The sequence below is a fragment of the Xanthomonas sp. LMG 12462 genome (assembly GCF_009192885.1).
In the GTDB taxonomy this organism is placed as follows: Bacteria; Pseudomonadota; Gammaproteobacteria; order Xanthomonadales; family Xanthomonadaceae; genus Xanthomonas_A; species Xanthomonas_A sontii.
The window spans coordinates 1-21,703 of record NZ_NMPP01000106.1 but is presented as its reverse complement, the minus strand read 5'-3'; the positions used below and the strand labels follow the sequence as shown (position 1 = coordinate 21,703).

The window sequence follows — 21,703 nt, the reverse complement described above, 5'->3', positions numbered from 1 at the left end:
CCGGCCTCACCGTCGGTGCCGTCACCGACGTCTCCTTCAGCCCCGCCACCACCAGCCTGGCCGGCGTCCAGGTCAGCGCCGACCGCGCCGCCGCCGCGATCGACGTGAGCAGCGTGGATTCGCGTACCGTGATCAATGCCGAACAGCTGCAGCGCCTGCCGCTGGGCCGCTCGGCCGAGGCCATCGCGCAACTGGCGCCCGGCGTGGCCGGCAACAGCGGCAGCGGCACCTACATCGGCCCGACCGGCGCGCAGCTGCTCAGCTTCGGCGGCTCTTCGGCCGCGGAGAACGCCTATTACATCAATGGCTTCAACACCACCGACCCGCTGCGCGGCCTCGGCGGACTGACCCTGCCCTATGGCAGCATCGACCAGTTGGAGGTCTACACCGGCGGCTACAGCGCCAAGTACGGCCGCTCCGACGGCGGCGTGATCAACGCTGTCGGCAAGCGCGGCAGCAACGAATGGCATTTCGGCGGCCAGGCGACCTGGGAACCGGACGGCCTGCGCTCCGCAAAGAAGGACGTGTACGCGCCCGGCAACGGCGCGCTGTACCGCCCGGACAGCAAGAGCGGCTCCACCCTCAGCACCCAGAGCGTCTACGCCGGCGGCCCGCTGATCCAGGACCGGCTGTTCTTCTTCGGCGCCTACGAACTGCAACGCCAGGACGGCGATCGCTTCTACGGCGCACGCGAGACCACCCCGGGGCCGTACTACTACGACTACCAGTACCGCCGGCCGAGCTGGTACGCCAAGCTCGACTGGAACATCAGCGACAGCCAGCTGCTGGAAATCACCGGCGCCTCCAGCCGCTATGTCACCCGCGGCAAGTACTACCAGTACAGCGGCCGCGACATCGGCGCCCTGCGCGGCAACGCCGACACCACCAAGACCGGCGGCGACCTGTGGAGCGCCAAGTACACCGGCTACCTCACCGACCGCCTGACCTTCAGCGCCCTCTACGGCCAGCAGCGTGCCGACGACTACAGCCGCAACCCCAACTACAACGGCACGCTGACCTATCTCTCCAGCCCCGGCTTCCAGAACCCGGCCTACACCGGCGGCACCCCGATCACCAATGCGCAGACCACCGCGTTGCTGGTCGATCCGGCGCGCGGCAATCGCACCGACAACCTGCGCCTGGACCTGAACTACGCCATCGGCGCGCACAGCATCACCATCGGCATCGACAACCAGAACGCACGCGCGCTCAACCGCGGCTCGGTGGCTTCGGGCGACGGCTACTACTGGATCTACGGCCAGGCCAACCCCAACGTGCCGATCAACACCGGCCTCGGCGTACCCGCCACCGGCGGCTACCCCAACGGCCAGGACGGCTACTACGTGCGCAAGTACATCTACAGCGCGCTGGCCTCGGTGCGCTCGGCGCAGCGCGCGCAGTACGTGGAGGACAACTGGCAGGTCAACGACCGGCTGCTGCTCAACCTCGGCCTGCGCCTGGACCAGTTCACCAACTACAACCGCGACGGCGCGCCGTACATCAAGCAGACCAGCGGGCAATGGGCGCCGCGGCTGGGCTTCAGCTGGGACGTCGACGGCGATGCGCGCTTCAAGGTGTACGGCAACGCCGGCCGCTACTACCTGGCGCTACCGCTGAACCCGGCGTTCAACGCCGCCGGCGCCACCCTGGCCACTTCGACCTACTACACCTATGGCGGCATCGACGCCAACGGCTACCCGACCGGCCTGACCCAGATCTCCGGTGCGGTCTCGTCCAACAACAACTACGGCATCCTGCCCGACCCCAAGACCGTCGCCACGCAGGGCATCAAGCCCTCGTTCCAGGACGAGTTCATCCTCGGCTTCACCAAGGCCTGGGGCGACAGCTGGGTCTACGGCGCCAAGGGCACCTACCGCGTCCTGCGCAGCGGCGTGGACGACTACTGCGACAGCGATACCGTGTTCGCCGCCGCCGCGGCGCAAGGGCACACGGTGACCCTGGCCAGCAATCCGGTCAGCTGCTGGCTGATCAACCCGGGCCGGGCCAACACCTTCACCCTGGTCGATACCTCGGGCAACTACGTCAAGGTGCCGCTGAGCAACGCGCAGTTCGGCTTCCCGGAATTCAAGCGCAACTACTACGGGCTCAACCTGTCGCTGGAGCATCCGTTCGACCAGCGCTGGTACGGCCGCCTCGACTACACCTGGTCGCGCAGCTACGGCACCACCGAGGGCCAGTTGCTGTCGGGCATCGGCCAGACCGCGGTGTCCACCACCCAGGCCTGGGACTTCGCGCAGTTGATGGAGCACACCAACGGCCCGCAGAGCAACGACCACACCCATCAGTTCAAGTTCTACGGCTACTACCAGCTCAACCCCGCATGGCTGGTGTCGGCGAACCTCAAGTTGATCTCCGGTTCGCCGTTCAGTGCGCTGGGCTCCTACGGCCCCGACCACAGCGACCCCTCCGGCTACGGCATCGCCTATCACTACTACCAGGGCCAGCCGGCGCCTCCCGGCAGCCAGGGCCGCCTGCCGTGGCTGCAGCAACTGGATCTCGGCGTGTCGTGGCGGCCGGCCTATGCCGACCGCAAGCTGGCCTTCACCCTGGACGTGTTCAACGTCTTCAACGGCCAGGCCACGCTGTGGAAGTACCCGTACTCGGAGTCGGACCCGGGTAACGCGGACCCGGTGTATGGTGCGGCCCTGCTGCGCCAGGCGCCGCGTTCGCTGCGCTTGAGCGTCAGCTACGACTACTGATCCGCTGCACAGCGACGCCAAGGACGCCGGCCACGCAAGGCCGGCGTCCGCGTCGGCCTTCAACCGGCGACACTGGCGGCGTGCAGCCGATCGGCCAGCGCCACGATCTCCGTCGCATCCTGGACCCGCGCGCGCCATGCCGCGGGAATGCCGTGCAGCCCGTAGAACGCGCCAGCCAGCTGGCCGCAGATTGCCGCAGTCGTATCCGCATCGTCGCCGAGATTGGCCGCGCGCAACACCGCGTCGGCGAAGCACTCGGTGGTGGCGAAACACCACAGCGCCGCAGACAGCGCATCGACCACGTAGCCGGTGCCGCGGATCTGCGCTGCCGGCACCGCGGCGTGGTCGCGGGTGGCCAGCGCGCGCAGCGCCGGGGTCTGCATCGGCGGCGTGCCCGTCGGCTGCAGCACCTGCGCACGGTCCTCGCCCAGCAAGGCGGCACGCAACTGGAAGGCGAACAGCCGGCTGGCATCCAGCACCTCGGCCGCGGCATGCGTGGTGCGCGAACTGTCGGCGGCGCGCTCGGCCAGTTCGTCGGGGCGCTGCGCATAGAACATCGCCACCGGCGCCAGTCGCATCAGCGCGCCGTTGCCGGCCGCGCGCGGATCGTCGCTGCCGCTGAACGCCGGCCCGCCCTGCAGGTAGCGCTCCAACGCCGCGCGCACGGTGTTGCCGATGTCGAAGCACGTGCCAGTGCTGCTCAGGTAACCGTGCCGGTACCAGTTGCAGTAGCGGTTCATCTGGTCGGCGGCGTCGAAGCCCTGCCGGTACAGCAGGCTGTGCGCCAGGCACAGCGCCATTGAGGTGTCGTCGGTCCACTGCCCCGGCTGCAGCTCGAACGGGCCGCCGCCGACCATGTCGTCGATCGGCGCGAAGCTGCCGGGCGCCTTGAATTCCAGGGTGGTTCCGAGCGCGTCGCCCACCGCCAACCCGAGCAGGCAACCGCGGAAGCGGTCGCCGGGCGTCACACCACCGCTCATCGTGCGGCCCGCTGCGCCTGCTGCTCGGCCAGGGTCAGGGCGACGTTGTCGCGCAGGTAGGCCGGTTCGGCGCGCTCCGGCGCGATCCCTTCGCCGCGCGCGTACGCAGCCGCGGCCAGGGTCAGCACGTCGGCGGCATGCGGCAGCGCCTGCGCATCGGCGCTGCGCCAGTGCGCGCCGAAGCGGCGCTGCAAGGTGCCATCGACCGCCGCCAACCCGGTGCCGACCGCGGCCCAGGCCGCATCCTGCTCCGGCAACACGAAGGCCTCCGGACTCAGCACCTGCTCCGGGGTCAGCGCCTGCAGGCCGCCATCGGCCTGCCGCGCGTAGGCCGCGGTGTAGACCTCGCCCATGCGCGCATCGATCGCCGCCAGCACCTGCGGCGCGTCGGCCGGCGCGCGCAGCGCCAGCACCTGCAGCGTGGACACCGGCAGCACCGGCAGGTCCAGGGCCAGGGCGATGCCCTGCGCGACCGCGATCGCCAGACGCACGCCGGTGAACGCGCCGGGACCGCGGCCGAAGGCCACTGCATCGAGCTGACGGCGGCCGATGCCGGCCTCGGCCAGCAACTGCTCGGCCCAGGGCAGCGCCAGTTCGGCGTGCCGCCGCGGCGCCAGGTCGAAGCGCTCCAGCACGCGGTCGCCGACCAGCACGGCGACGGAGCAGGCTTCGGTGGAGGTTTCGAAGGCGAGCAGATTCATTGGAGGCTGGGAATCGGGAATGGGGATTGGGGAATCGGAAAAGCAAAGGCGGCGCGTCGGCTAGTTTGACGTGGCCGGTGGCGTCGCGGCCTCGGGATTATCGCCCAGCGCCGGGGACTCGGCGGCGAAGAACTGGCGCACGTCCTCCACGTCGCGGGTGCGGGCGAACGGCGGCAGCGACTCCAGGAAGGTGCGGCCATAGGACTTGCTCAGCAGGCGCGGGTCGCACAGCACCAGCACGCCGCGGTCGCGCTCGCTGCGGATCAGCCGGCCCACGCCCTGCTTGAGCGCGATCACCGCCTGCGGCAACTGCTCCTCGCGGAACGGGTTGCCGCCGTCGCGGCGGATCGCCTCCAGGCGTGCTTCGAACACCGGATCGTCGGGCGCGGCGAACGGCAGCTTGTCGATCACCACCACGCTCAGCGCATCGCCGACCACGTCCACGCCCTCGCGGAAACTGGCCGAGCCGAGCAGCACGCCGTTGCCGGAGGCGCGGAAGCGCTCGAGCAAGGTCGCGCGCGGCGCCTCGCCCTGCACGAACAGCGGCCAGGGCCCGTCGCGCAGCGCCTCGGCCGCCTCGCGCAGCGCGCGGTGCGAGGCGAACAGCAGGAAGGCGCGGCCCTGCGAGGCCTCCAGCACCGGCTGCAACGCGGCGATCAATGCGGTGCCGAAGCCGCGCGCGGCGGGATCGGGCAGCGCCGGCAGGTAGCACAGCGCCTGCCGCGCCCAGTCGAACGGGCTGGGCTGCAGCAAGGTCATCGGATCGCGCAGGCCCAGGCGGGTGGCGATGTGCTCGAACTCGCCCTTCACCGCCAGCGTCGCCGAGGTGAACACCCAGGCCGCGTGCGAGGCCTCGCGGTGCGCGCGCAGCGGCCCGGACACGTCCAGCGGCGTGCGCTGGCAGCGGAAGCCGCGCGGGGTCAGTTCGTACCAGAGCACGTCCTTGGACGGCGCGTCCGCTTCCGGCTCGGCCTCGAAATCCGGAATCGGCGCATCCTCGCCGAGCCAGCGGCCCAGCCGCGTGCGCAGCTCGCGCGCGCGCGCCGCACAGGCGTCGAAGCCGGGCGAGGCCTCGCGCAGGGCCGCCAGCGGCTCCTGCAGCCGCGCCAGATCGGCCAGCAGCGCATCGAAGCCGTCGCGTACCTGCGGCTTGGCCAGCAGCCGCCATTGCGTGCCACGCGCCGGCAGCCCTTCCATCGCCGCGCGCAATTCGCGCAGGGTCTGTTCCAGCGCCTGCGCCGGCGCCTGCAGGCTGGCCAGCGCGCCGGCGACATTGCGACTCTCGGCCACGCAGTCGCGCGCCAGTTCCTGCAGCGGGCGCATGCCGAAACCTTCGCCGAAGAAGTTCGCCGCCAGCTCCGGCAACTGGTGCGCCTCGTCGATCACGAAGGCCTGCGCCCCGGGCAGGATTTCACCGAAGCCCTCCTGCTTCAGCGCCAGATCGGCCAGCAGCAGGTGGTGGTTGACCACCACCAGGTCGGCCGCCTGCGCGCGTTGCCGCGCCTGCACCACGAAGCATTCGCCCCAGAACGGGCACTCGGTGCCCAGGCAGTTGTCCACGGTGGAGGTGACCAGCGGCAGCAGCGGCGAATCGTCGGCCAGCGCGTCCAGCTCGGCGATGTCGCCGAAGCGGGTGCGTCCGCTCCAGGCGACGATGCGCTGGAACTGCGCGACCTGCTCGCGCGCGGTGAAGCGCGGCTCGCCGCGCGCCTGCTGCAGGCGGTACTTGCACAGATAGTTGGCGCGCCCCTTCAGCAGCGCGCTGCTCAGGCCCACGCCCAGCGCCGCGCGCACCCGCGGCAGATCGCGGTGGTAGAGCTGATCCTGCAGCGCGCGGGTGCCGGTGGAGACGATGGTCTTCAGCCCCGACAACAGCGCCGGCACCAGATACGCATAGGTCTTGCCGGTCCCGGTGCCGGCCTCGGCCAGCAGCACGTCGCGCTGCTCGAACGCCTCGGCGATCGCCGCGGTCAACCGCAACTGCGCCGGCCGCGGCACGAACGCATCGAGCTGACGCGCAAGCGCCCCGCCTTCGCTGAGGGCTTCGGTGCTTGCGTGAGCTAACGACATGGGAATGGAGAGTCGGGAATAGGGAATGGTTAGAGCAGCAGCGCTACCCGCTCACTGTGACTGCCGCCGGCAGAGCGGGAAGACCGAACGCCGCCAGGGGGACGAGCCGCCAGAAACTCAGTTCTACCCATTCCCCATTCCCGACTCCCCATTCCCGGCCCTCAGTACCTCTTGATCCCCGGCACCGTGCACCCGGCGATCTGGGCGTGCGCCGAGGCGGCGTTTTCCTTCTGCCCGCGGGCCAGGCGCGCCTGTTCGATGGTCGCCCAGTGGCGGCGGCACAGCGGGCCGGTCTGCGAGCCCAGGTCGATGGCGCGCTTGGCGAAGGCTTCGGCCTGCGCGTCGTCCTTCTGCAGCAGCGCCACTTCGGCGCGGTCCTGCAGCAGCGCCGGGTCGTCCGGCACCAGCTTCAGCGCCTGGTCCAGCGCGGCGGCGGCACCGGCCAGGTCGCCGGCGCTGCGCTTGCGCTTGGCGCTCTCGCGCAGATCCTCCACTTCCGGATCGCGCAGCGGCTGCACGCTCAGTTCGGTGTCGTCGGCACCGCCGCTGGCGTCGATCGCGGCGATGCGCTGCGCCGGCGTGGTGGTGTCCACCGGCGCGGCCGGCGGCGGCGGCGGCGGTGCGCTGACGCAGGAGGCGAGCAGCAGGCTGAGGGCGGCGATGGCGGGAAGACGTGGGGTCATGAGCGGTATCCGGGATCCGGGAATCAATGCGCCGGCGGCGGCGCGGCCGCGTCGGCAGGCGGGTCTTTCTTCTTGTCCAGGCCGAACCAGCTGCGCCAGCCGCCACCCTGGTGTTCGCCCTCGGCGGGCGCGGCGTCTTCCGGCAGCGCCTGCGGCGGCGTGCACGCGGCATACGCCGGCACGAAGCCGACCACGAACGGGAACTGGCGCGCGCCGGGGCAGCTCGGGTCGGTGCTGTTGTACCCCACCGGGTCCATCCACTGCCAGTCGATGCCCTTGCCCTGCACCTGCAGCGGCGCGCTCGGCAGCCGCGAGAAGATGCCCGACCACACCCGCATCGCACCGGTGGCGCCATACAGGCCGGTCTGCTTGTTCTGGTCGTTGCCGATCCAGATCACCGCCAGGTGGTCGCCGGTGTAGCCAGCGTACCAGCTGTCCACGCCATCGTTGCTGGTGCCGGTCTTGCCGGCCGGCGACAGCTTGCCCAGCCCATCGCTGAGCAGTTGCCGCGCGGTGCCGTTGCTGACCACCTGCTGCAGCGCCATGCCGACCAGGTTGGCGGCGATGGAGTCGCCTTCCTGCGCCGGCGCCGGGGTCTTGTCGTAGCGCTTGAGCAGCTTGCCCTGCGGATCGAGCACGCCGCGCACCGCATGCAGCGGCTGGATTTCGCCACCGGAGGCCAGGAACTGGTACAGCTGCGCCATCGCGTACGGGCTCTGGTCGGTCGCGCCGAGGATCAGCGAGGGATTGACCTCGGCCTCGATGCCGGCCAGCACCTTCACCAGTTGCGCCACGCGCTCCGGCCCGACCTGCATGCCGATGCGCACCGTGGCCTGGTTGTAGGAGTGCGCCAGCGCATCGACCACGCGCACCGTGCCGTGGCTGCGGCCATCGGAATTGCCCGGGCTCCAGGTGCGGCCGCGGCCCAGTTGCACGGTGACCGGGGTGTCGTCGATCCAACTGGCCAGCGAGTAGCGGTCCGGCTGCGCCAGCGCCAACAGGTACACGAACGGTTTGAGCAGCGACCCGACCTGGCGCTGCGCCTCGATCGCGCGGTTGAAACCGGGCTGGGCCACGTCGCGGCTGCCGACCACCGCCAGCACCTCGCCGTTGTGGGTGTCGGTGAGCACCAGGCCGGCCTGCAGCGGCGGGCGCTTCTTGTTGGTCTCCAGCGCGGTGATGGTGCGCGTCACCGCGCCCTCGGCATAGGCCTGCGCCGACGGCGACATGCCGGTGAGCACGCTCAGGCCGGCGCCCTGCAGCGCACTTTCGGGGTAATCGCGCGCCAGCTGGCGCCGCACCAGGTCGACATAGGCCGGGAAGCGGTTGGCGGCGACCAGGCCGGGATTGGCCGGTACGCCCAGCGGCGCAGCCAGCGCCTTGCGATAGGTCGGCTCGTCGATCAGTTCGCTCTCGCGCAGCTTGCCGAGCACGAAGTTGCGCCGGTCCAGCGCGCGCTCGGGATAGCGCCGCGGGTCGTAGTAGGACGGCCCCTTGACCAGGCCGATCAGCAGCGCCACCTGCTCCGGCGCCAGCGCATCGAGTTCGCGGCCGAACCAGAACTCCGCGCCCGAGGCCACGCCATGTACCGCCTGGCTGCCGCGCTGGCCCAGGTACACCTGGTTGAGATACGCCTCCAGGATGGTGCGCTTGTCGTAGCGCGCCTCCATGATCAGCGCGTACAGGATCTCGTTGAACTTGCGGGTGACGGTCTGTTCCTTGCCGATGCCGAGCAGGCCGCTGCGCGCCAGCTGCTGGGTCAGGGTGCTGGCGCCCTGCCGGCTCTTGCCGCCGGAGCGCACCATCACCCAGGCCGCGCGGACCATGCCGCTGAGGTCGATGCCGTGGTGCGAATTGAAGTCGCGGTCCTCGACCGCCTGCAGGCCGGTGACCAGCAGTTCCGGCACCTCGTCCACGCGCACCAGGCGCCGCTCTTCCTGCTTCTGCCCGTACAGCGTGGCGATGCGCGCCGGATCCAGCCGCGCGGCCTTGAGCGACTTGCGGGTCTGCGCATCGCGCAGCGCCACCACGCGGCCGCCGGCCAGCGCGACCTCGATGCGACGCGGCGCGACCCGCCCGTCGACGTCGACGTAGCCGCGGCTGGCGATGGTGAAGCGGCTGCCGTCCTGCTGGTAGCTGCCGGGACGCTCGGCGCCGGCGTCGGCGCGGTAGCTGGCCGCATCCAGTTCGGTCTTCAGCGTCTGCGGGTCCATCGCCGTGTCCGGCGCCAGCATCAGCGGCCGCGCGTACACACGGGTGGGAATCTGCCAGCGCAGTTCGCCGAACCGCTGGGTGACCTGCTTGTTCAGATAGACCGTGTACGGAATCAGGAAGCCCAGGCCGAGTGCGGCGGCGGCCAGGCCCCAGGTGAGCAGACGGCGGCGCCATACCGTGGCGGGGCTGTCCAGGGCGTCGTCCTGATCGTCGGTGTCGTGATCGTCGTAGCGTCGGGGCACGGGAATGCGAGAATGTAAATTCCGCCGAGTCTAGCGCAGCCCAGCGGGCAGCGCGGCGCGACGGCCTCTTCGTTTAAGTTGGAGTGGTACCGGATGTCGATGTCGTGGGCGAATGCGCGCTACGCCCTGAACCGCCTGGCCGGCCTGGTCCGGCGCGGCCTGACCAGCCTGCGCACGCGCGGCTGGCGCAGCACCTGGGAGCGCCTGCGCGTGCATGCGCAACCGCTGCCGCCGCCGCAGCGCGCGCTGTTCGCGGTGGAACCTGCACCGTTCGCGCCGTTCGCGGTGCCGAACAGCCCTGCACCGCTGGTCAGCATCGTGATCCCGGTCTACAACCACGTCGACCATACCCTCGCCTGCCTGCGCGCGCTGGCCGCGCATCCGCCGGCCGCACCATGCGAGATCCTGGTGATCGACGACGGCAGCAGCGACGCCACCGCGCAGTGGCTGCCGCAGGTGGTCGGCCTGCACTACCACGTGCGCGAGCACAACGGCGGCTTCATCGCCACCTGCAACGACGGCGCCGCGCGCGCGCAGGGCCGCTACCTGGTGTTCCTCAACAACGACACCGTGCCGCAGCCGGGCTGGCTGGACGCGCTGCTGGACACCTTCGCGCAGTTGCCGCAGGCCGGTCTGGTCAGCGCGCAACTGCTGTATCCCGACGGCCGCCTGCAGGATGCCGGCGGCGTGGTCTTCGCCGATGGCAGCGCCTGGAGCTACGGCCGCTTCGAGTCGCCCGACGATCCGCGCTACGCCTACCTGCGCGACGTCGATTACGGCAGCGGCGCGGCGCTGGCGATCGAGCGCGCACGCTTCCTGGCGCTGGGCGGCTTCGACACCCGCTACATGCCGGCCTACTACGAAGATACCGACCTGGCCTTTGCGGTACGTGCGGCCGGCTTGCGCACGCTGGTGCAGCCGGCCAGCCGCGTGGTGCACGACGAAGGCACCAGCAACGGCACCGATACCGGCAGCGGCATCAAGGCCTACCAGGTGCGCAACCGTGCGGTCTTCGCCGCCAAGTGGGCCGAGGTGTTGCCACGGCACCTGGCACCCGGCGAGGTGCCGACACCGGCGCTGCTGCACCGCCAGCAGCGCCAGGTGCTGATCCTGGACGAAGCACTGCCGCAGCCGGACCGCGACTCCGCCTCGCTGCGCCAGCTCAACCTGATCCGCCTGCTGCTGGAGGAAGGCGCGCACGTGGTGTTCGTGCCCAGCGAGCGCAGCTATGCCAGCCGCCACAGCGAGGTCCTGCAGCGGCTCGGCGTGGAGGTGTGGTACGCGCCCTACCTGAAGAACCTCACCTGGTTCCTGCAGCAGCACGGCGCGCGGTTCCACAGCGTGCTGCTGGTGCGCCACCACGTCGCCCATGCCTGCCTGCCGCTGCTGCGCCGGTTCGCGCCGCAGGCGCGGCGCTTGTTCGACACCGTGGACCTGCACTACCTGCGCGAGCGCCGCGGCGCCGAACTGGCCGGTGACGCACGCCTGCTGCGCGAGGCCGAGCGCACCCGCGCGCGCGAGCTGGAGGTGATGGCGCAGGTCGACGTGACCGTGCTGGTCAGCGCGGTCGAACGCGAACAGTTGCAGCGCGAGGCGCCACAGGTGCGCACGGCGCTGATCTCGAACCTGCACGAGGTCGCCGGCCCTGGCCTGCCATGGGCGCAGCGCCGCGACCTGGTGTTCGTCGGCGGCTTCCGCCATGCGCCCAACGTGGACGCGGTGCGCTGGTTCCTGCAGGAGGTGTTCCCGGCGGTGCGCCTGCGCCTGCCGGAGGTGCGCTTCCACTGCATCGGTGCGGACATGCCGGAGGACATCCGCCGCCTCGGCGAGGCGACGGCCGGCGTCGAGTTGCTCGGGCACGTGCCGGACATCGCGGCCTACATGGACGGCATGCGCATCGCCGTGGCGCCGCTGCGGTTCGGCGCGGGCGTCAAGGGCAAGGTCAACCTGAGCATGGCCCATGGCCAGCCGGTGGTGGCCACCGCGTGCGCGGTGGAAGGCATGCACCTGCGCGACGGCGAGGACGTGCTGATCGCCGACGACCCCGCCGCGTTCGCCGACGCCATCGCGCAGCTCTATGCCGATCCGGCGCTGTGGCAGCGGCTGGCCGACAACGGCCTGCGCAACATCGAGACCCACTTCTCGCTGGACGCCGCCCGCGCCACGGTGCGCGAGGCGTTCCTGGCCTGAGCGGTAATGGCGCACCGTCGTCGATCGCGTCGGGACTGAAGTCCCTCCCACAATGGTGTTGCGAGCATCGCTGTTGACTCATGCTGTGCTGAGCAGATAACGCGCGCGCCGCAGAAAGTTCACGACACATGAGCTGTCCGAGTGCACCTGTGGGAGGGGCTTCAGCCCCGACGCATTGCAGCCTCAGCCAGCAGAAAAGCCTAACCCGCACTGTATGCGCTAGCGCCCCGGACTGAGGCTGCGCAAGCGGCGCTCGAAGGCGGCCAGCTCCGGGGTCGCCGGATCGATCGCGCGGGCGCGCTGCAACGCCTGCCGCGCGAAGGCGGCATCGCCACCGCTCAGGCGCTCGTCGCCGACCGCCAGCCAGCGCTGCGCCAGGCGTCGCCGCGCGGTGGCCAGGCCATTGCCGCCCGGCGCCAGCGCGCGCCAGGCGTCGTAGCAGGCGCTCGCCGCCAGCACGCGGTTGCCGCGCATGGCATCGTCGAAACAGCGTCGCAGCGCGGCCAGCACGCGCTGCTCGGCCGCGCGCACGCGCGCATCGCGCGGCGCCAGGGTCTGCGCCGCCAGCAAGGTGTCGTAGGCGCTGGCGCCGGGCGGGGTCAGCCAGGCACCGCGCGCCTCGGCAGCCTGCAGATCGGTCAGCAGGCGCTGCAGGCGGCGCTCGCGCTCGGCCGGCGACATCCGCGAGGGCGGCGTGGCCTGGCTCTGCCGGGCGCGCTGCAGCGCCTGCCTGGCATCGGCCAGCGCACGACTGTCCGGTGCCAGGGCCTGGCCCTTGCGCAAGGCGCGCTCGGCCTCGCCGAAACGGAAATCGGCGGCGGCACGGCTCGCCTGCAGCGCATAGGCTGCCGCCACCCGCTCCAAGCCGTCGCTGGCGCCGGCTGCGTCCGGTACCGCCGCGTGCCACTGCGCAAACGCGTGTGCCGCCGCGTCCAGGCGCTGCCGGCGCAGGGCCTGCTCGGCCTCGCGCTGCAGGCGTTCCAGCGCCCGGTTCAGTTCCGCCTGGGTCTCGGGCAGGTCGACATGGCCGAGGTCGTAGCCACGCGCGCGCTCCACCAGCGCCGCGGCGGCGGCCAGGTCGCCGCGCGCCAGGTCGCTGCGTGCGTGCTGCAGCAGTTCCGACAGCGCATCCTCGCGGCCTTCCAGCGCCGCGGTGCGTTCCGGCGCGTACTCCAGGACACGCTGGTACAGCGGCAGGGCCGCGTCCGGGCCGTCGTCCAGATGCCCATCGTGGCGCGCCTGCGCCGCCCGTTGCAGCAGTTGATCGATGCCGGCGTGCGCGGCCTCGCGCGCGCGCAACGCCGCCTCGATGCGATCGGCATCGGCGCGCGGCACCTGCAGCGCGCGCGCCAGCGCCAGCGCCTCACGCGCCTGCGGAAAGCGGCCGGCGGCCAACGCCGCGCGCGCCTGCCCCAACGCCGCGCGCCCGGTCGCGGCCAACCCGACGCGCGCCTGCATGCGGTCGCTGTCCAGCGCCAGCGCGGCCTCGAAGCGCTCACGCGCACCGCTGCCGTCGGCGGCGCTGAGCCGGCCCGCGCGCAGCGCCGCGTGGCCCTGGTCGAGCAATTGCTGGATGCGCGTCTCCGGCCAGATCAGGTCGGCCAGCGGGCGGCGAAACACCACCACGGCCATTCCCAGCACCAGCAGCACCGCCAGCGCCCAGCGCCAGACGCGCCGATCGCGCCACAGCGGCACCGGCCGCTGTCTGCGCGTGGGTTCGTCCCTGACCTGATCCGGCGGCATGCTCACCGCACAAGCTTAGCGTTGCCCCGATGACGAACAGCTGTGCGTCGCGCCGGCCGCGCGCACGGTGGGTGGCCCACCCGCTGGCAGGCCTCCCGGCCGGCATGCCGCCGCACCTCAGCCCAGCCGCCGCGCCTCGTGCACACCCGGCAGCGCGTCGAGCTTGCCGAGCAAGGTGGACAGCTGCCCGTAATCGCCGACCTTCAGCCGCAGCCGCAGTTGCGCCAGGCCGCTGTCGCGCACGTTCTCGCTGTTGATTTCCAGCACGTGCGCCTCTTCCTGGGCGATCAGGTTGGTGATGTCCTTGAGCAGCCAGCGCCGGTCCACCGCGCGCACCAGCACGTCGACCTCGTAACCGCCGCCGGCCTGGCCCCACTCCACCGGCAGCACCCGCTGCGGATGGCTGGCGGCCAGCCGCGCGAACGCGGCGCAGTCGCTGCGGTGCACGGTGACGCCGCGGGTGCGGGTCAGGTAGCCGGCGATCGGCTCGCCGGCCACCGGCTGGCAGCAGCGCGCCAGTTGCACCAGCAGATTGCCGACGCCCTGCACGGTGAACTTGGACTTGCCCAGGCCGGTGCGGCGGGCGGTGGGCCGTGGCATGGACGGCGCGGCCGGCTGCGCCGCGGCGCGCTCGGCCTCGTGCAGGGCGCGCCCGACCTGGCTGGGGCCGACGTCGCCCAGCGCGACCTGGATGTACAGTTCCTCCACGCCGTCGGCATGGAACTTCTTCGCCGCCGGCAACAGGTCGGCGTGCTGCAGCCCCAGGCGCTTGAGCTCGCGCTCCAGCAACTCCTTGCCGGCCTGCACGTTGCGCGCGCGGTCCAGCTTGTGGAACCAGGCGCGCACCTTGTCGCGCGAACGCCCGCTGGCCAGGTAGCCGTTGGCCGGCAGCAGCCAGTCGCGGCGCGGCTCGGCCTCCTTGCCGGTGAGGATCTCGACGCGGTCGCCGCTGCGCAGCTTGTGGGTCAGCGGCACGATGCGGTTGTTGACCTTGGCGCCGCGGCAGCGGTGCCCGACCATGGTGTGCACGTGGTAGGCGAAATCCAGCGGCGTGGCGCCCTGCGGCAGGTCGATCACCTCGCCCATCGGGGTCAAGGCGTAGACCCGGTCCTCGACCAGTTCGGCGTCCAGCGCCCCGGCCAGCCCGCCCTGCTCGCCGTCCTGCGACTGCTCCAGCAGCTGGCGCATCCAGGTGATCTTGCGGTCGAAGGCCTTCTCCGCACCCTTGCCGCCTTCCTTGTACTTCCAGTGCGCGGCCACGCCCAGCTCGGCCTGCGCGTGCATGTCGTGGGTACGGATCTGCACTTCGATCGTGCGCCCTTCCGGGCCGACCACGGCGGTGTGCAGCGAGCGGTAATCGTTGGCCTTGGGCCGGGCGATGTAGTCGTCGAACTCGCTGGGCACCGGCGCCCACAGCGCGTGCACCACACCGAGCGCCGCATAGCAGGCGGCGACGTCGTCGACCATCACCCGCACCGCGCGCAGGTCGTAGAGCTGGTCGAAGGCCAGGCGCTTCTTCTGCATCTTCCGCCAGATGCTGTAGATGTGCTTGGGCCGCCCGCTGATCTCCGCGCGCAGGCCCTGCTCGGCCAGCGCCTTGGACAGGATCTTCTTGACCGCCTCGATGTAGCGCTCGCGCGCCACCCGGCTCTCGTCGACCTCGCGGGCGATGCGCCGGTAGGTGTCCGGCTCCAGGTGCCGGAACGCCAGGTCCTCCAGCTCCCATTTCAGTTGCCAGATACCCAGGCGGTTGGCCAGCGGCGCGTGGATGTCGCGGGTCAGCTGCGCCAGCGCGCGGCGTTGCGCCTCCGGCGCCTTGTCGGCCACGCGCATCTGCGCCAGTTGCCGCGCCAGCAGGATCGGCACCACCCGCAGGTCCTGCACGATCGACAGCAGCAGCCGGCGCAAGCCCTCGCTGTTGCGCCCGGCCTCGCGCCCGGCGTGCAGCGCCCACACCGGGTCGGCGGCGTCCTGCGCCTCCAGCAGGCCGGCTACCGCCTGCGCCCGCGCCGGCGGGACGATCGGCAGCTGCGGCAACTGCGCGCGCAGGTCCGGCAGATCGAACAGCAGCGCCGCCAGCAGCGACGCCTCGTCGGCGGACAGCAGCGCCAGCGCGTCCAGGGTGTCGGCCAGCACCGGCCACGGCAGCCGCGGCGGTGACTCGGCCTGCGCCTGCCAGGCCTGCAGTAGCGCCGCGCGCAGGGCGGGCGCCAGGGTCGCGGCCGCCGGGCGCTGCAGCAACGCCTCCAGGCCGGAGTGGACGGTGTGGTTCAAGGACGGACGCAGTCGACGAAACGGTGTCGCCTACACTAACGCGCTTGTGCGCGTTCTCACAATTGCGCCGGTAACGCGCCGGGAGGCGCTTCGCGGATACGCACCGCCGCGTCACTGTGATCCGGTTGCGACTTGCGGCGCTTTTTACCGGAATTTCACAACCGCCCCAATGCCCGCGCCTATGCTCGAACGCGACGGCGACCCGCTGCTGTCTGCATGCGCCGCTGCCGTCGTCCCTAGACCGACTCGAAGAGGAACGCACATGAAGAAGTGGAACAAGCCTGTGATCCGCGAAATCTGCGTCGGCGCGGAAATCAACTGCTACGCCTCCGGCGAGCTCTGACCCGCGCACTCCTCCCTTCCCGCGACCGAAGCGCGACCGGCCAGGCGCTGAAAACGGAGACCGGATGCACCTCATCGTTTTGGGATCGGCGGCAGGCGGAGGGCATCCGCAGTGGAACTGCCACACGCCCGCGAGCCAACGCGCGTGGCAGCAACACCCGGGTGCCCAACGCCGTACCCAGGCCAGCATCGCGGTCAGCGTCGATGGCCAGCGCTGGCTGCTGATCAACGCCTCACCCGATTTCCGCCAGCAGGTGCTGGCCACCCCCGCACTATGGCCGCAGCGCGACCAGCGCCATTCGCCGATCGAGGCGGTGCTGCTGACCAGCGGCGAGATCGACCATATCGCCGGGCTGCTGTCGATGCGCGAGAGCCAGCGCTTCGACCTGTACGCGAGTAGCCGCGTGCTCGACCTGCTGGCGCAGAACCCGGTGTTCGACGCGCTGCACCCGGCTTACGTGCACCGCCATCCGTTCGCCCTGGACACACCGCTGTCGCTGCTCGGCCTGCAGGTCACACCATTCGCGGTGCCGGGCAAGGTGCCGCTGTTCATGGAATCCCGCCACAGCGGCGACCTGGCCGGCTCGGCCGAGGAGACGCTGGGTCTGACCATCGACGACGGCACGCACCGCCTGCACTACATCCCCGGCTGCGCGGCGCTGACCGACGCCCTGCGCGAGCGCCTGCGCGGCGCCGAACTGGTGTTCTTCGACGGCACCCTGTGGCGCGACGACGAGCTGGTGCAGCTCGGCATCAGCGCCAAGACCGGTCAGCGCATGGGCCACATGAGCATCGACGGCGAGGCCGGCACCCTGCATGCCTTCGCCGACCTGGGCGTGGCACGCAAGGTCTTCATCCACATCAACACCACCAACCCGATCCTCGACGCCGGCTCCGCCGAGCGCGCCACCGTCGCCGCGCACGGCTGGGACGTGGCCCACGACGGCATGGAGATCGCGCTGTGACCCGCCTTCCCGCATCACCTGCGAGACCAAGCCCGTGAGCGCATTGCTGAGCCCCGATCAACTGGAAGCCGCGCTGCGCGCGATCGGCGCGCGGCTGTACCACGACCAGCACCCCTTCCACGCCCTGCTGCACAGCGGGCGCCTGAACCGCGGCCAGGTCCAGGCCTGGGCGCTGAACCGCTACGAGTACCAGCGCTGCATCCCGCTCAAGGACGCGGCGATCCTGGCGCGGATGGACGACCCGGCACTGCGCCGGATCTGGCGCCAGCGCATCGTCGACCACGACGGCAGCGCCGATGGCGAAGGCGGCATCGCCCGCTGGCTGCACCTGACCGACGCGCTCGGGCTGGACCGCGACCTGGTGCAGTCCGGCCGCGGCCTGCTGCCCGGCACCCGCTTCGCGGTGCAGGCCTACCTGCACTTCGTGCGCGAAAAGAGCCTGCTGGAGGCCATCGCCTCGTCGCTGACCGAATTGTTCGCGCCCGGCATCATCGGCCACCGCGTCGCCGGCATGCTGCAGCACTACGATTTCGTCTCGCGCGAGGCGCTGGCGTATTTCGAGCATCGCCTGCACGAGGCGCCGCGCGATTCGGACTTCGCCCTCGACTACGTCAAACGCCACGCCGACACCGTGGAGAAGCAGCACCTGGTGCAGGACGCGCTGCGCTTCAAGTGCGGCGTGCTGTGGTCGCAACTGGATGCGCTGCACTTCGCCTACGTGCAACCGGGCGTGGCCTGGCCGGACGCGTTCGTGCCGGACACCGCGCAGGCAGCGGCATGAGCACGCTGGACGCGAGCAGCCAACCGCGGCTCGCCGCCGGCGTGCGCCTGCAGCACGACCGCGCCCGCGACCAATGGGTGCTGCTGGCACCGGAGCGGGTGATCGAACTGGACGAGATCGCCCACGCCATCGTCTCGCGCTGCGACGGCGTCCGCAGCCTGGCGACGATCGCCACGGAACTGGCCGCAGAATTCGAGGCCGACCCGGCCGAGGTCGAACGCGACGTGCGCGAGCTGGCGCAGCAGTTGCACGCCAAGCGGCTGCTGCGCGCATGAACACGCCGGTGCCGCCGCCGCTGTCGATCCTGCTAGAGCTGACCCACCGCTGCCCGCTGGCCTGCCCGTATTGCTCCAACCCGATCGAACTGGCCGGCCTGCGCGAGGAACTGGATACGGCCGGCTGGCGCTCGGCGCTGGACCAGGCGGCGGCGATGGGCGTACTGCAGGCGCATTTCTCCGGCGGCGAGCCGATGCTGCGCAAGGACCTGCCCGAGCTGGTCGCGCATGCGCGTGCGCTGGGCCTGTACAGCAATCTGATCACCTCCGGGGTGGCCGGCGGCGCACCGATGCTGGCCGCCCTGGCCGCGGCCGGGCTGGAACACGTGCAACTGAGCGTCCAGGACGCCGACGCCGCCGGCGCCGACCGCATCGCCGGCTACCGCGACAGCCTGGCCAAGAAGCGCGCCTTCGCCACAGCGGTGCGCGCGCTCGACCTGCCGCTGACGATCAATGCGGTGATCCACCGCCACAACGCCGAACGCGTACCTGCGATGATCGAGCTGGCGCTGGAACTCGGCGCCGAACGCCTGGAAGTGGCCCATACCCAGTACTACGGCTGGGGCCTGCGCAATCGCGCTGCGCTGATGCCCAGCCGCGCGCAGATCGACGCCACCGTGGCCGCGGTGGAGGCCGCCCGGCTGCGCTTGCAGGACCGGCTGCACATCGACTTCGTCACCCCCGACTACTACGCGCACCGGCCCAAGGCCTGCATGGGCGGCTGGGGCCAGCGCTTCGTCAACATCTCCCCGCGCGGCGACGTGTTGCCCTGCCACGCCGCCGAAACCCTGCCGGACATGCACTTCGAGAACCTGCGCGCGCGCCCGCTGGCGGCGATCTGGGAAGACGGCGAGGCCTTCGTGCGCTTCCGCGGCAGCGCCTGGATGCCCGAGGTGTGCCAGGGCTGTCCCAAGCGCGAGATCGACTGGGGCGGCTGCCGCTGCCAGGCGCTGGCGCTGAGCGGCGATGCCGCGACCCTGGACCCGGTCTGCGAACGCGCCCCAGGGCACGCGGCGCTGCAGGCGCTGGCGCAGCGCGAAGCCGCCACGCCGGCGCCGGACTTCGTGTACCGGCGACCGCCGCGCAGGTCGGACGCGCCCGCCGCCGCCGAGGACTGAACCGGGCGCCGACGCGGTCCCGGCGCGCCCGGCATCCCGTGCGCATTCACCGCTTGCGACTACACTACGGCGCATCCCACTACCCGGATCCTCGCCATGTCCTTCGCGCGTCTCGCTCCCCTGGTCCTGTGCGCGGCGCTCGCCGTGTCCGCCGCCCCGGCGCTCGCCCAGCGCACCGTCTCCGGCGATCTGCAGACGCAGATGTCGCCGCAGGAGTTCAAGGCGGCCGGGCTGGACAAGCTGTCGCCGCAGGAGCTGGCCGCGCTGAACGACTGGCTGCAGGGCAAGGTCGCCAAGGAAACCGCGGTGGCGCTGGAGAAGGCCAAGGAAGAAGGCCGCCGCGAGGTGATCACCAAGAATCGCGGCTTCTTCGACTTCGGCAGCGCCGAGCCGATCGAGAGCACCCTGGTCGGCGAGTTCACCGGCTTCGGCAAGGGCCGCCACTACGTGCTGGCCAACGGCCAGGAATGGGAGCAGACCGAGGCGGCGAGCCTGTCCAGCGTGCACCTCACTGCGCCCAAGGTGAAGATCACGCCCGGCATCGTCGGCGTGTGGTACATGCAGGTCGGCAACTACAACACCCGCGCCAAGGTCCGTCGCGTCAGATAGGATCGCGCGCCGTGAACCTGCGTCCGCGGCCGGGACTGGCCGACGCCTCGCACAGCCTCGCCGACGCGCTGCGCCGGCGCCTGCGCGCCAGCGATGTCTGGTTCATCGCCCTGGCCCTGCTGGTCGGTGTGATCGCCGGCCTGCTGACCCTGTTGCAGAGCAGCCTGGCACACGGCGCGCAGGCCCTGCTGTACGGCCTGGAGGCAGACGAGCGGCTCAGCGCCATGTCCGAACTGAGCGTGCGCCAGTTGCTGGTGCTGCCGCTGGGCGGGCTGCTGGTCGGCCTGCTCGGCATGGCCGCGCGCGCGCGCAAGCGGCAACTGGTCGACGCCGTCGAAGCCAACGCGCTGTATGGCGGGCGCATGTCGATGCGCGACAACCTGATCGTCTCCGTGCAGACCCTGTTCTCCAACGGCGTCGGCGCCTCGGTCGGCCTGGAAGCGGCGTACACGCAGATGGGCGCCGGCAGCGGCTCGCACCTGGGCCGGGTGCTGCGCCTGCGCCGCGCCGACATCCGTACCCTGGTCGGCGCCGGCGCCGGCGCGGCCATCGCGGCGGCCTTCGGCGCGCCGCTGGCCGGTGCGTTCTATGCGTTCGAGATCGTGATCGGCGCGTACTCGCCATCGGCGCTGGCACCGGTGGCGGTGGCCTCGCTGGGCGCGGTGTTCGTGTCGCAGCTGGCCGGGGTACAGCCGTACCTGCTGCCGGCCTCGGCGGCCTCGGCGCTGGAGGCGCGCGACTACGTGCTGTACGCGCTGCTCGGCGTGCTTTGCGCCCTGCTGGCAGTGGCGGTGATGCGCCTGATCGGCGCGATCGAACAGGCGATCAACCGCAGCCCGCTGCCGCGCTGGGCGCGCCCGGTCGCCGGCGGCCTGCTGCTGATCCCGCTGGCGTTGATCACCCCGCAGGTGCTGTCCTCCGGACACGGCGCGCTGCACCTGGACCTGACCAGCCCGACCTCGCTGCGCTGGCTGGGCATCCTGTTGCTGCTCAAGTGCCTGGGCTCGGCCATCTCGCTGGGCTTCGGCTTCCGCGGCGGCCTGTTCTTCGCCTCGTTGTTCATGGGGTCGCTGGTCGGCGGGCTGTTCGCCGGCGTGCTGAATCTCGGCAGCGGCATGGCCCTGGTCGACGGCACCGCCGCGTCGCTGGCCGGCATGGCGGCGATGGCCGCCGCGGTGATCGGCGCGCCGATGACGATGGCGATGCTGGTACTGGAAGGCACCCACGATTTCGTGCTGGCCAGCGCGGTGATGGTGGCGGTGCTGGTCGCCAACACCATCGTCCGCCAGATCTTCGGCTACTCGTTCTCGACCTGGCGCCTGCACCTGCGCGGCGAGACCATCAAGAGCGCGCGCGACGTCGGCTGGGTCAAGCACCTCAGCGCCGGGCGGATGATGCAGAAGGACGTGCATCCGTTGGCCGCCACCACCAGCGTGGCCGAGTTCCGCCGCCGCTTCCCGCTCGGCTCGGGCACCCGCGTGGTGCTGGAAGACGAGAACGGCCATTACGCCGGCCTGGTCACCCTGGCCGCCGCCTACGCCGACGGCGTCAACGCCGACGCAGCCATCGTCGACTACGCCGGCAACCGCGACGTGGCCCTGCCCGCCGACACCGACGTGGTCACCGCCATGCGCCAGTTCGACCTGACCCAGAGCGACGAGCTGGCGGTGGTCGACGATCAGGGCAAGGTCCTGGGCGTGCTCAGCGAAAGCTTCGTGCGCAAGCGCTACGCCGAGGAACTGGACAAGCGCCAGCGCGAGCTGATGGGCGAGCGGGTGGATGATTGAGGGGCGGGG

The 21,703-nt window shown here is 71.3% G+C and carries 15 protein-coding genes; 8 read left to right on the top strand and 7 right to left on the bottom strand.

Annotated features, from left to right (window positions below):
• Nucleotides 1-2,720 (top strand): TonB-dependent receptor plug domain-containing protein (locus tag CEK69_RS20370; RefSeq protein WP_152247616.1); only part of this gene is annotated, 2,720 nt, incomplete at its 5' end.
• 59 nt (nt 2,721-2,779) lie between these two features.
• On the opposite strand, the gene CEK69_RS20365 is transcribed toward CEK69_RS20370, so the two are convergent.
• The 5 genes from CEK69_RS20365 to mrcB all read right to left on the bottom strand — a co-directional run bounded on the left by CEK69_RS20365 (nt 2,780) and on the right by mrcB (nt 9,610).
• Nucleotides 2,780-3,700, bottom strand: coding sequence for an ADP-ribosylglycohydrolase family protein (locus tag CEK69_RS20365; protein WP_152247614.1), 921 nt, complete (start codon nt 3,698-3,700; stop codon nt 2,780-2,782).
• On the bottom strand, nt 3,697-4,401 hold the full coding sequence (tsaB, locus tag CEK69_RS20360; RefSeq protein WP_152247612.1) for a tRNA (adenosine(37)-N6)-threonylcarbamoyltransferase complex dimerization subunit type 1 TsaB: 705 nt from the start codon (nt 4,399-4,401) through the stop codon (nt 3,697-3,699). The genes CEK69_RS20365 and tsaB overlap by 4 nt, the downstream gene beginning before the upstream one ends.
• Before the next feature lie 60 nt (nt 4,402-4,461).
• Nucleotides 4,462-6,471: an ATP-dependent DNA helicase gene (locus CEK69_RS20355; protein ID WP_152247610.1), complete on the bottom strand. Its 2,010-nt coding sequence runs from the start codon at nt 6,469-6,471 to the stop codon at nt 4,462-4,464.
• Nucleotides 6,472-6,632: 161 nt separating this feature from the next.
• Nucleotides 6,633-7,154, bottom strand: coding sequence for a tetratricopeptide repeat protein (locus CEK69_RS20350; protein ID WP_010343249.1), 522 nt, complete (start codon nt 7,152-7,154; stop codon nt 6,633-6,635).
• Between the two features lie 23 nt (nt 7,155-7,177).
• Nucleotides 7,178-9,610 (bottom strand): penicillin-binding protein 1B, encoded by a 2,433-nt coding sequence (gene mrcB, locus CEK69_RS20345; RefSeq protein WP_152247608.1) that lies wholly within the window; start codon nt 9,608-9,610, stop codon nt 7,178-7,180.
• A gap of 93 nt (nt 9,611-9,703) precedes the next feature.
• Between mrcB and CEK69_RS20340 the strand changes: the two genes are divergently transcribed.
• Nucleotides 9,704-11,800, top strand: a complete 2,097-nt coding sequence (locus tag CEK69_RS20340) for a glycosyltransferase (RefSeq protein WP_152247606.1) — start codon at nt 9,704-9,706, stop codon at nt 11,798-11,800.
• 219 nt (nt 11,801-12,019) lie between these two features.
• Here the strand turns inward: CEK69_RS20340 and CEK69_RS20335 are convergent, their stop codons facing one another.
• Complete coding sequence (locus tag CEK69_RS20335; RefSeq protein WP_152247618.1) at nt 12,020-13,432, bottom strand: hypothetical protein; 1,413 nt, start codon at nt 13,430-13,432, stop codon at nt 12,020-12,022.
• 228 nt (nt 13,433-13,660) lie between these two features.
• A complete protein-coding gene (locus tag CEK69_RS20330; protein WP_193314051.1) occupies nt 13,661-15,817 on the bottom strand; it encodes a bifunctional (p)ppGpp synthetase/guanosine-3',5'-bis(diphosphate) 3'-pyrophosphohydrolase in 2,157 nt (718 codons plus the stop codon).
• A gap of 407 nt (nt 15,818-16,224) precedes the next feature.
• Between CEK69_RS20330 and pqqB the strand changes: the two genes are divergently transcribed.
• The 6 genes from pqqB (at nt 16,225) to CEK69_RS20295 (ending at nt 21,694) form a co-directional block, all read left to right on the top strand.
• Nucleotides 16,225-17,124 carry a pyrroloquinoline quinone biosynthesis protein PqqB gene (pqqB, locus tag CEK69_RS20320; protein WP_026143663.1) on the top strand — a complete coding sequence of 300 codons (900 nt, stop codon included), beginning with the start codon at nt 16,225-16,227 and terminating at the stop codon, nt 17,122-17,124.
• Nucleotides 17,125-17,158: 34 nt separating this feature from the next.
• Nucleotides 17,159-17,905 carry a pyrroloquinoline-quinone synthase PqqC gene (gene pqqC / locus CEK69_RS20315; protein ID WP_026143662.1) on the top strand — a complete coding sequence of 249 codons (747 nt, stop codon included), beginning with the start codon at nt 17,159-17,161 and terminating at the stop codon, nt 17,903-17,905.
• Entirely contained in the window at nt 17,902-18,180 is a 279-nt protein-coding gene (gene pqqD / locus CEK69_RS20310; protein ID WP_017916243.1) for a pyrroloquinoline quinone biosynthesis peptide chaperone PqqD, read from the top strand. Before pqqC ends, pqqD begins: the two co-directional genes overlap by 4 nt.
• Nucleotides 18,177-19,298, top strand: coding sequence for a pyrroloquinoline quinone biosynthesis protein PqqE (gene pqqE / locus CEK69_RS20305; protein WP_152247602.1), 1,122 nt, complete (start codon nt 18,177-18,179; stop codon nt 19,296-19,298). The genes pqqD and pqqE overlap by 4 nt, the downstream gene beginning before the upstream one ends.
• Nucleotides 19,299-19,394: 96 nt before the next feature.
• Complete coding sequence (locus tag CEK69_RS20300) at nt 19,395-19,907, top strand: hypothetical protein (protein WP_148829438.1); 513 nt, start codon at nt 19,395-19,397, stop codon at nt 19,905-19,907.
• Between the two features lie 11 nt (nt 19,908-19,918).
• Nucleotides 19,919-21,694: a chloride channel protein gene (locus CEK69_RS20295; protein ID WP_152247600.1), complete on the top strand. Its 1,776-nt coding sequence runs from the start codon at nt 19,919-19,921 to the stop codon at nt 21,692-21,694.
• Nucleotides 21,695-21,703 lie beyond the last annotated feature (9 nt).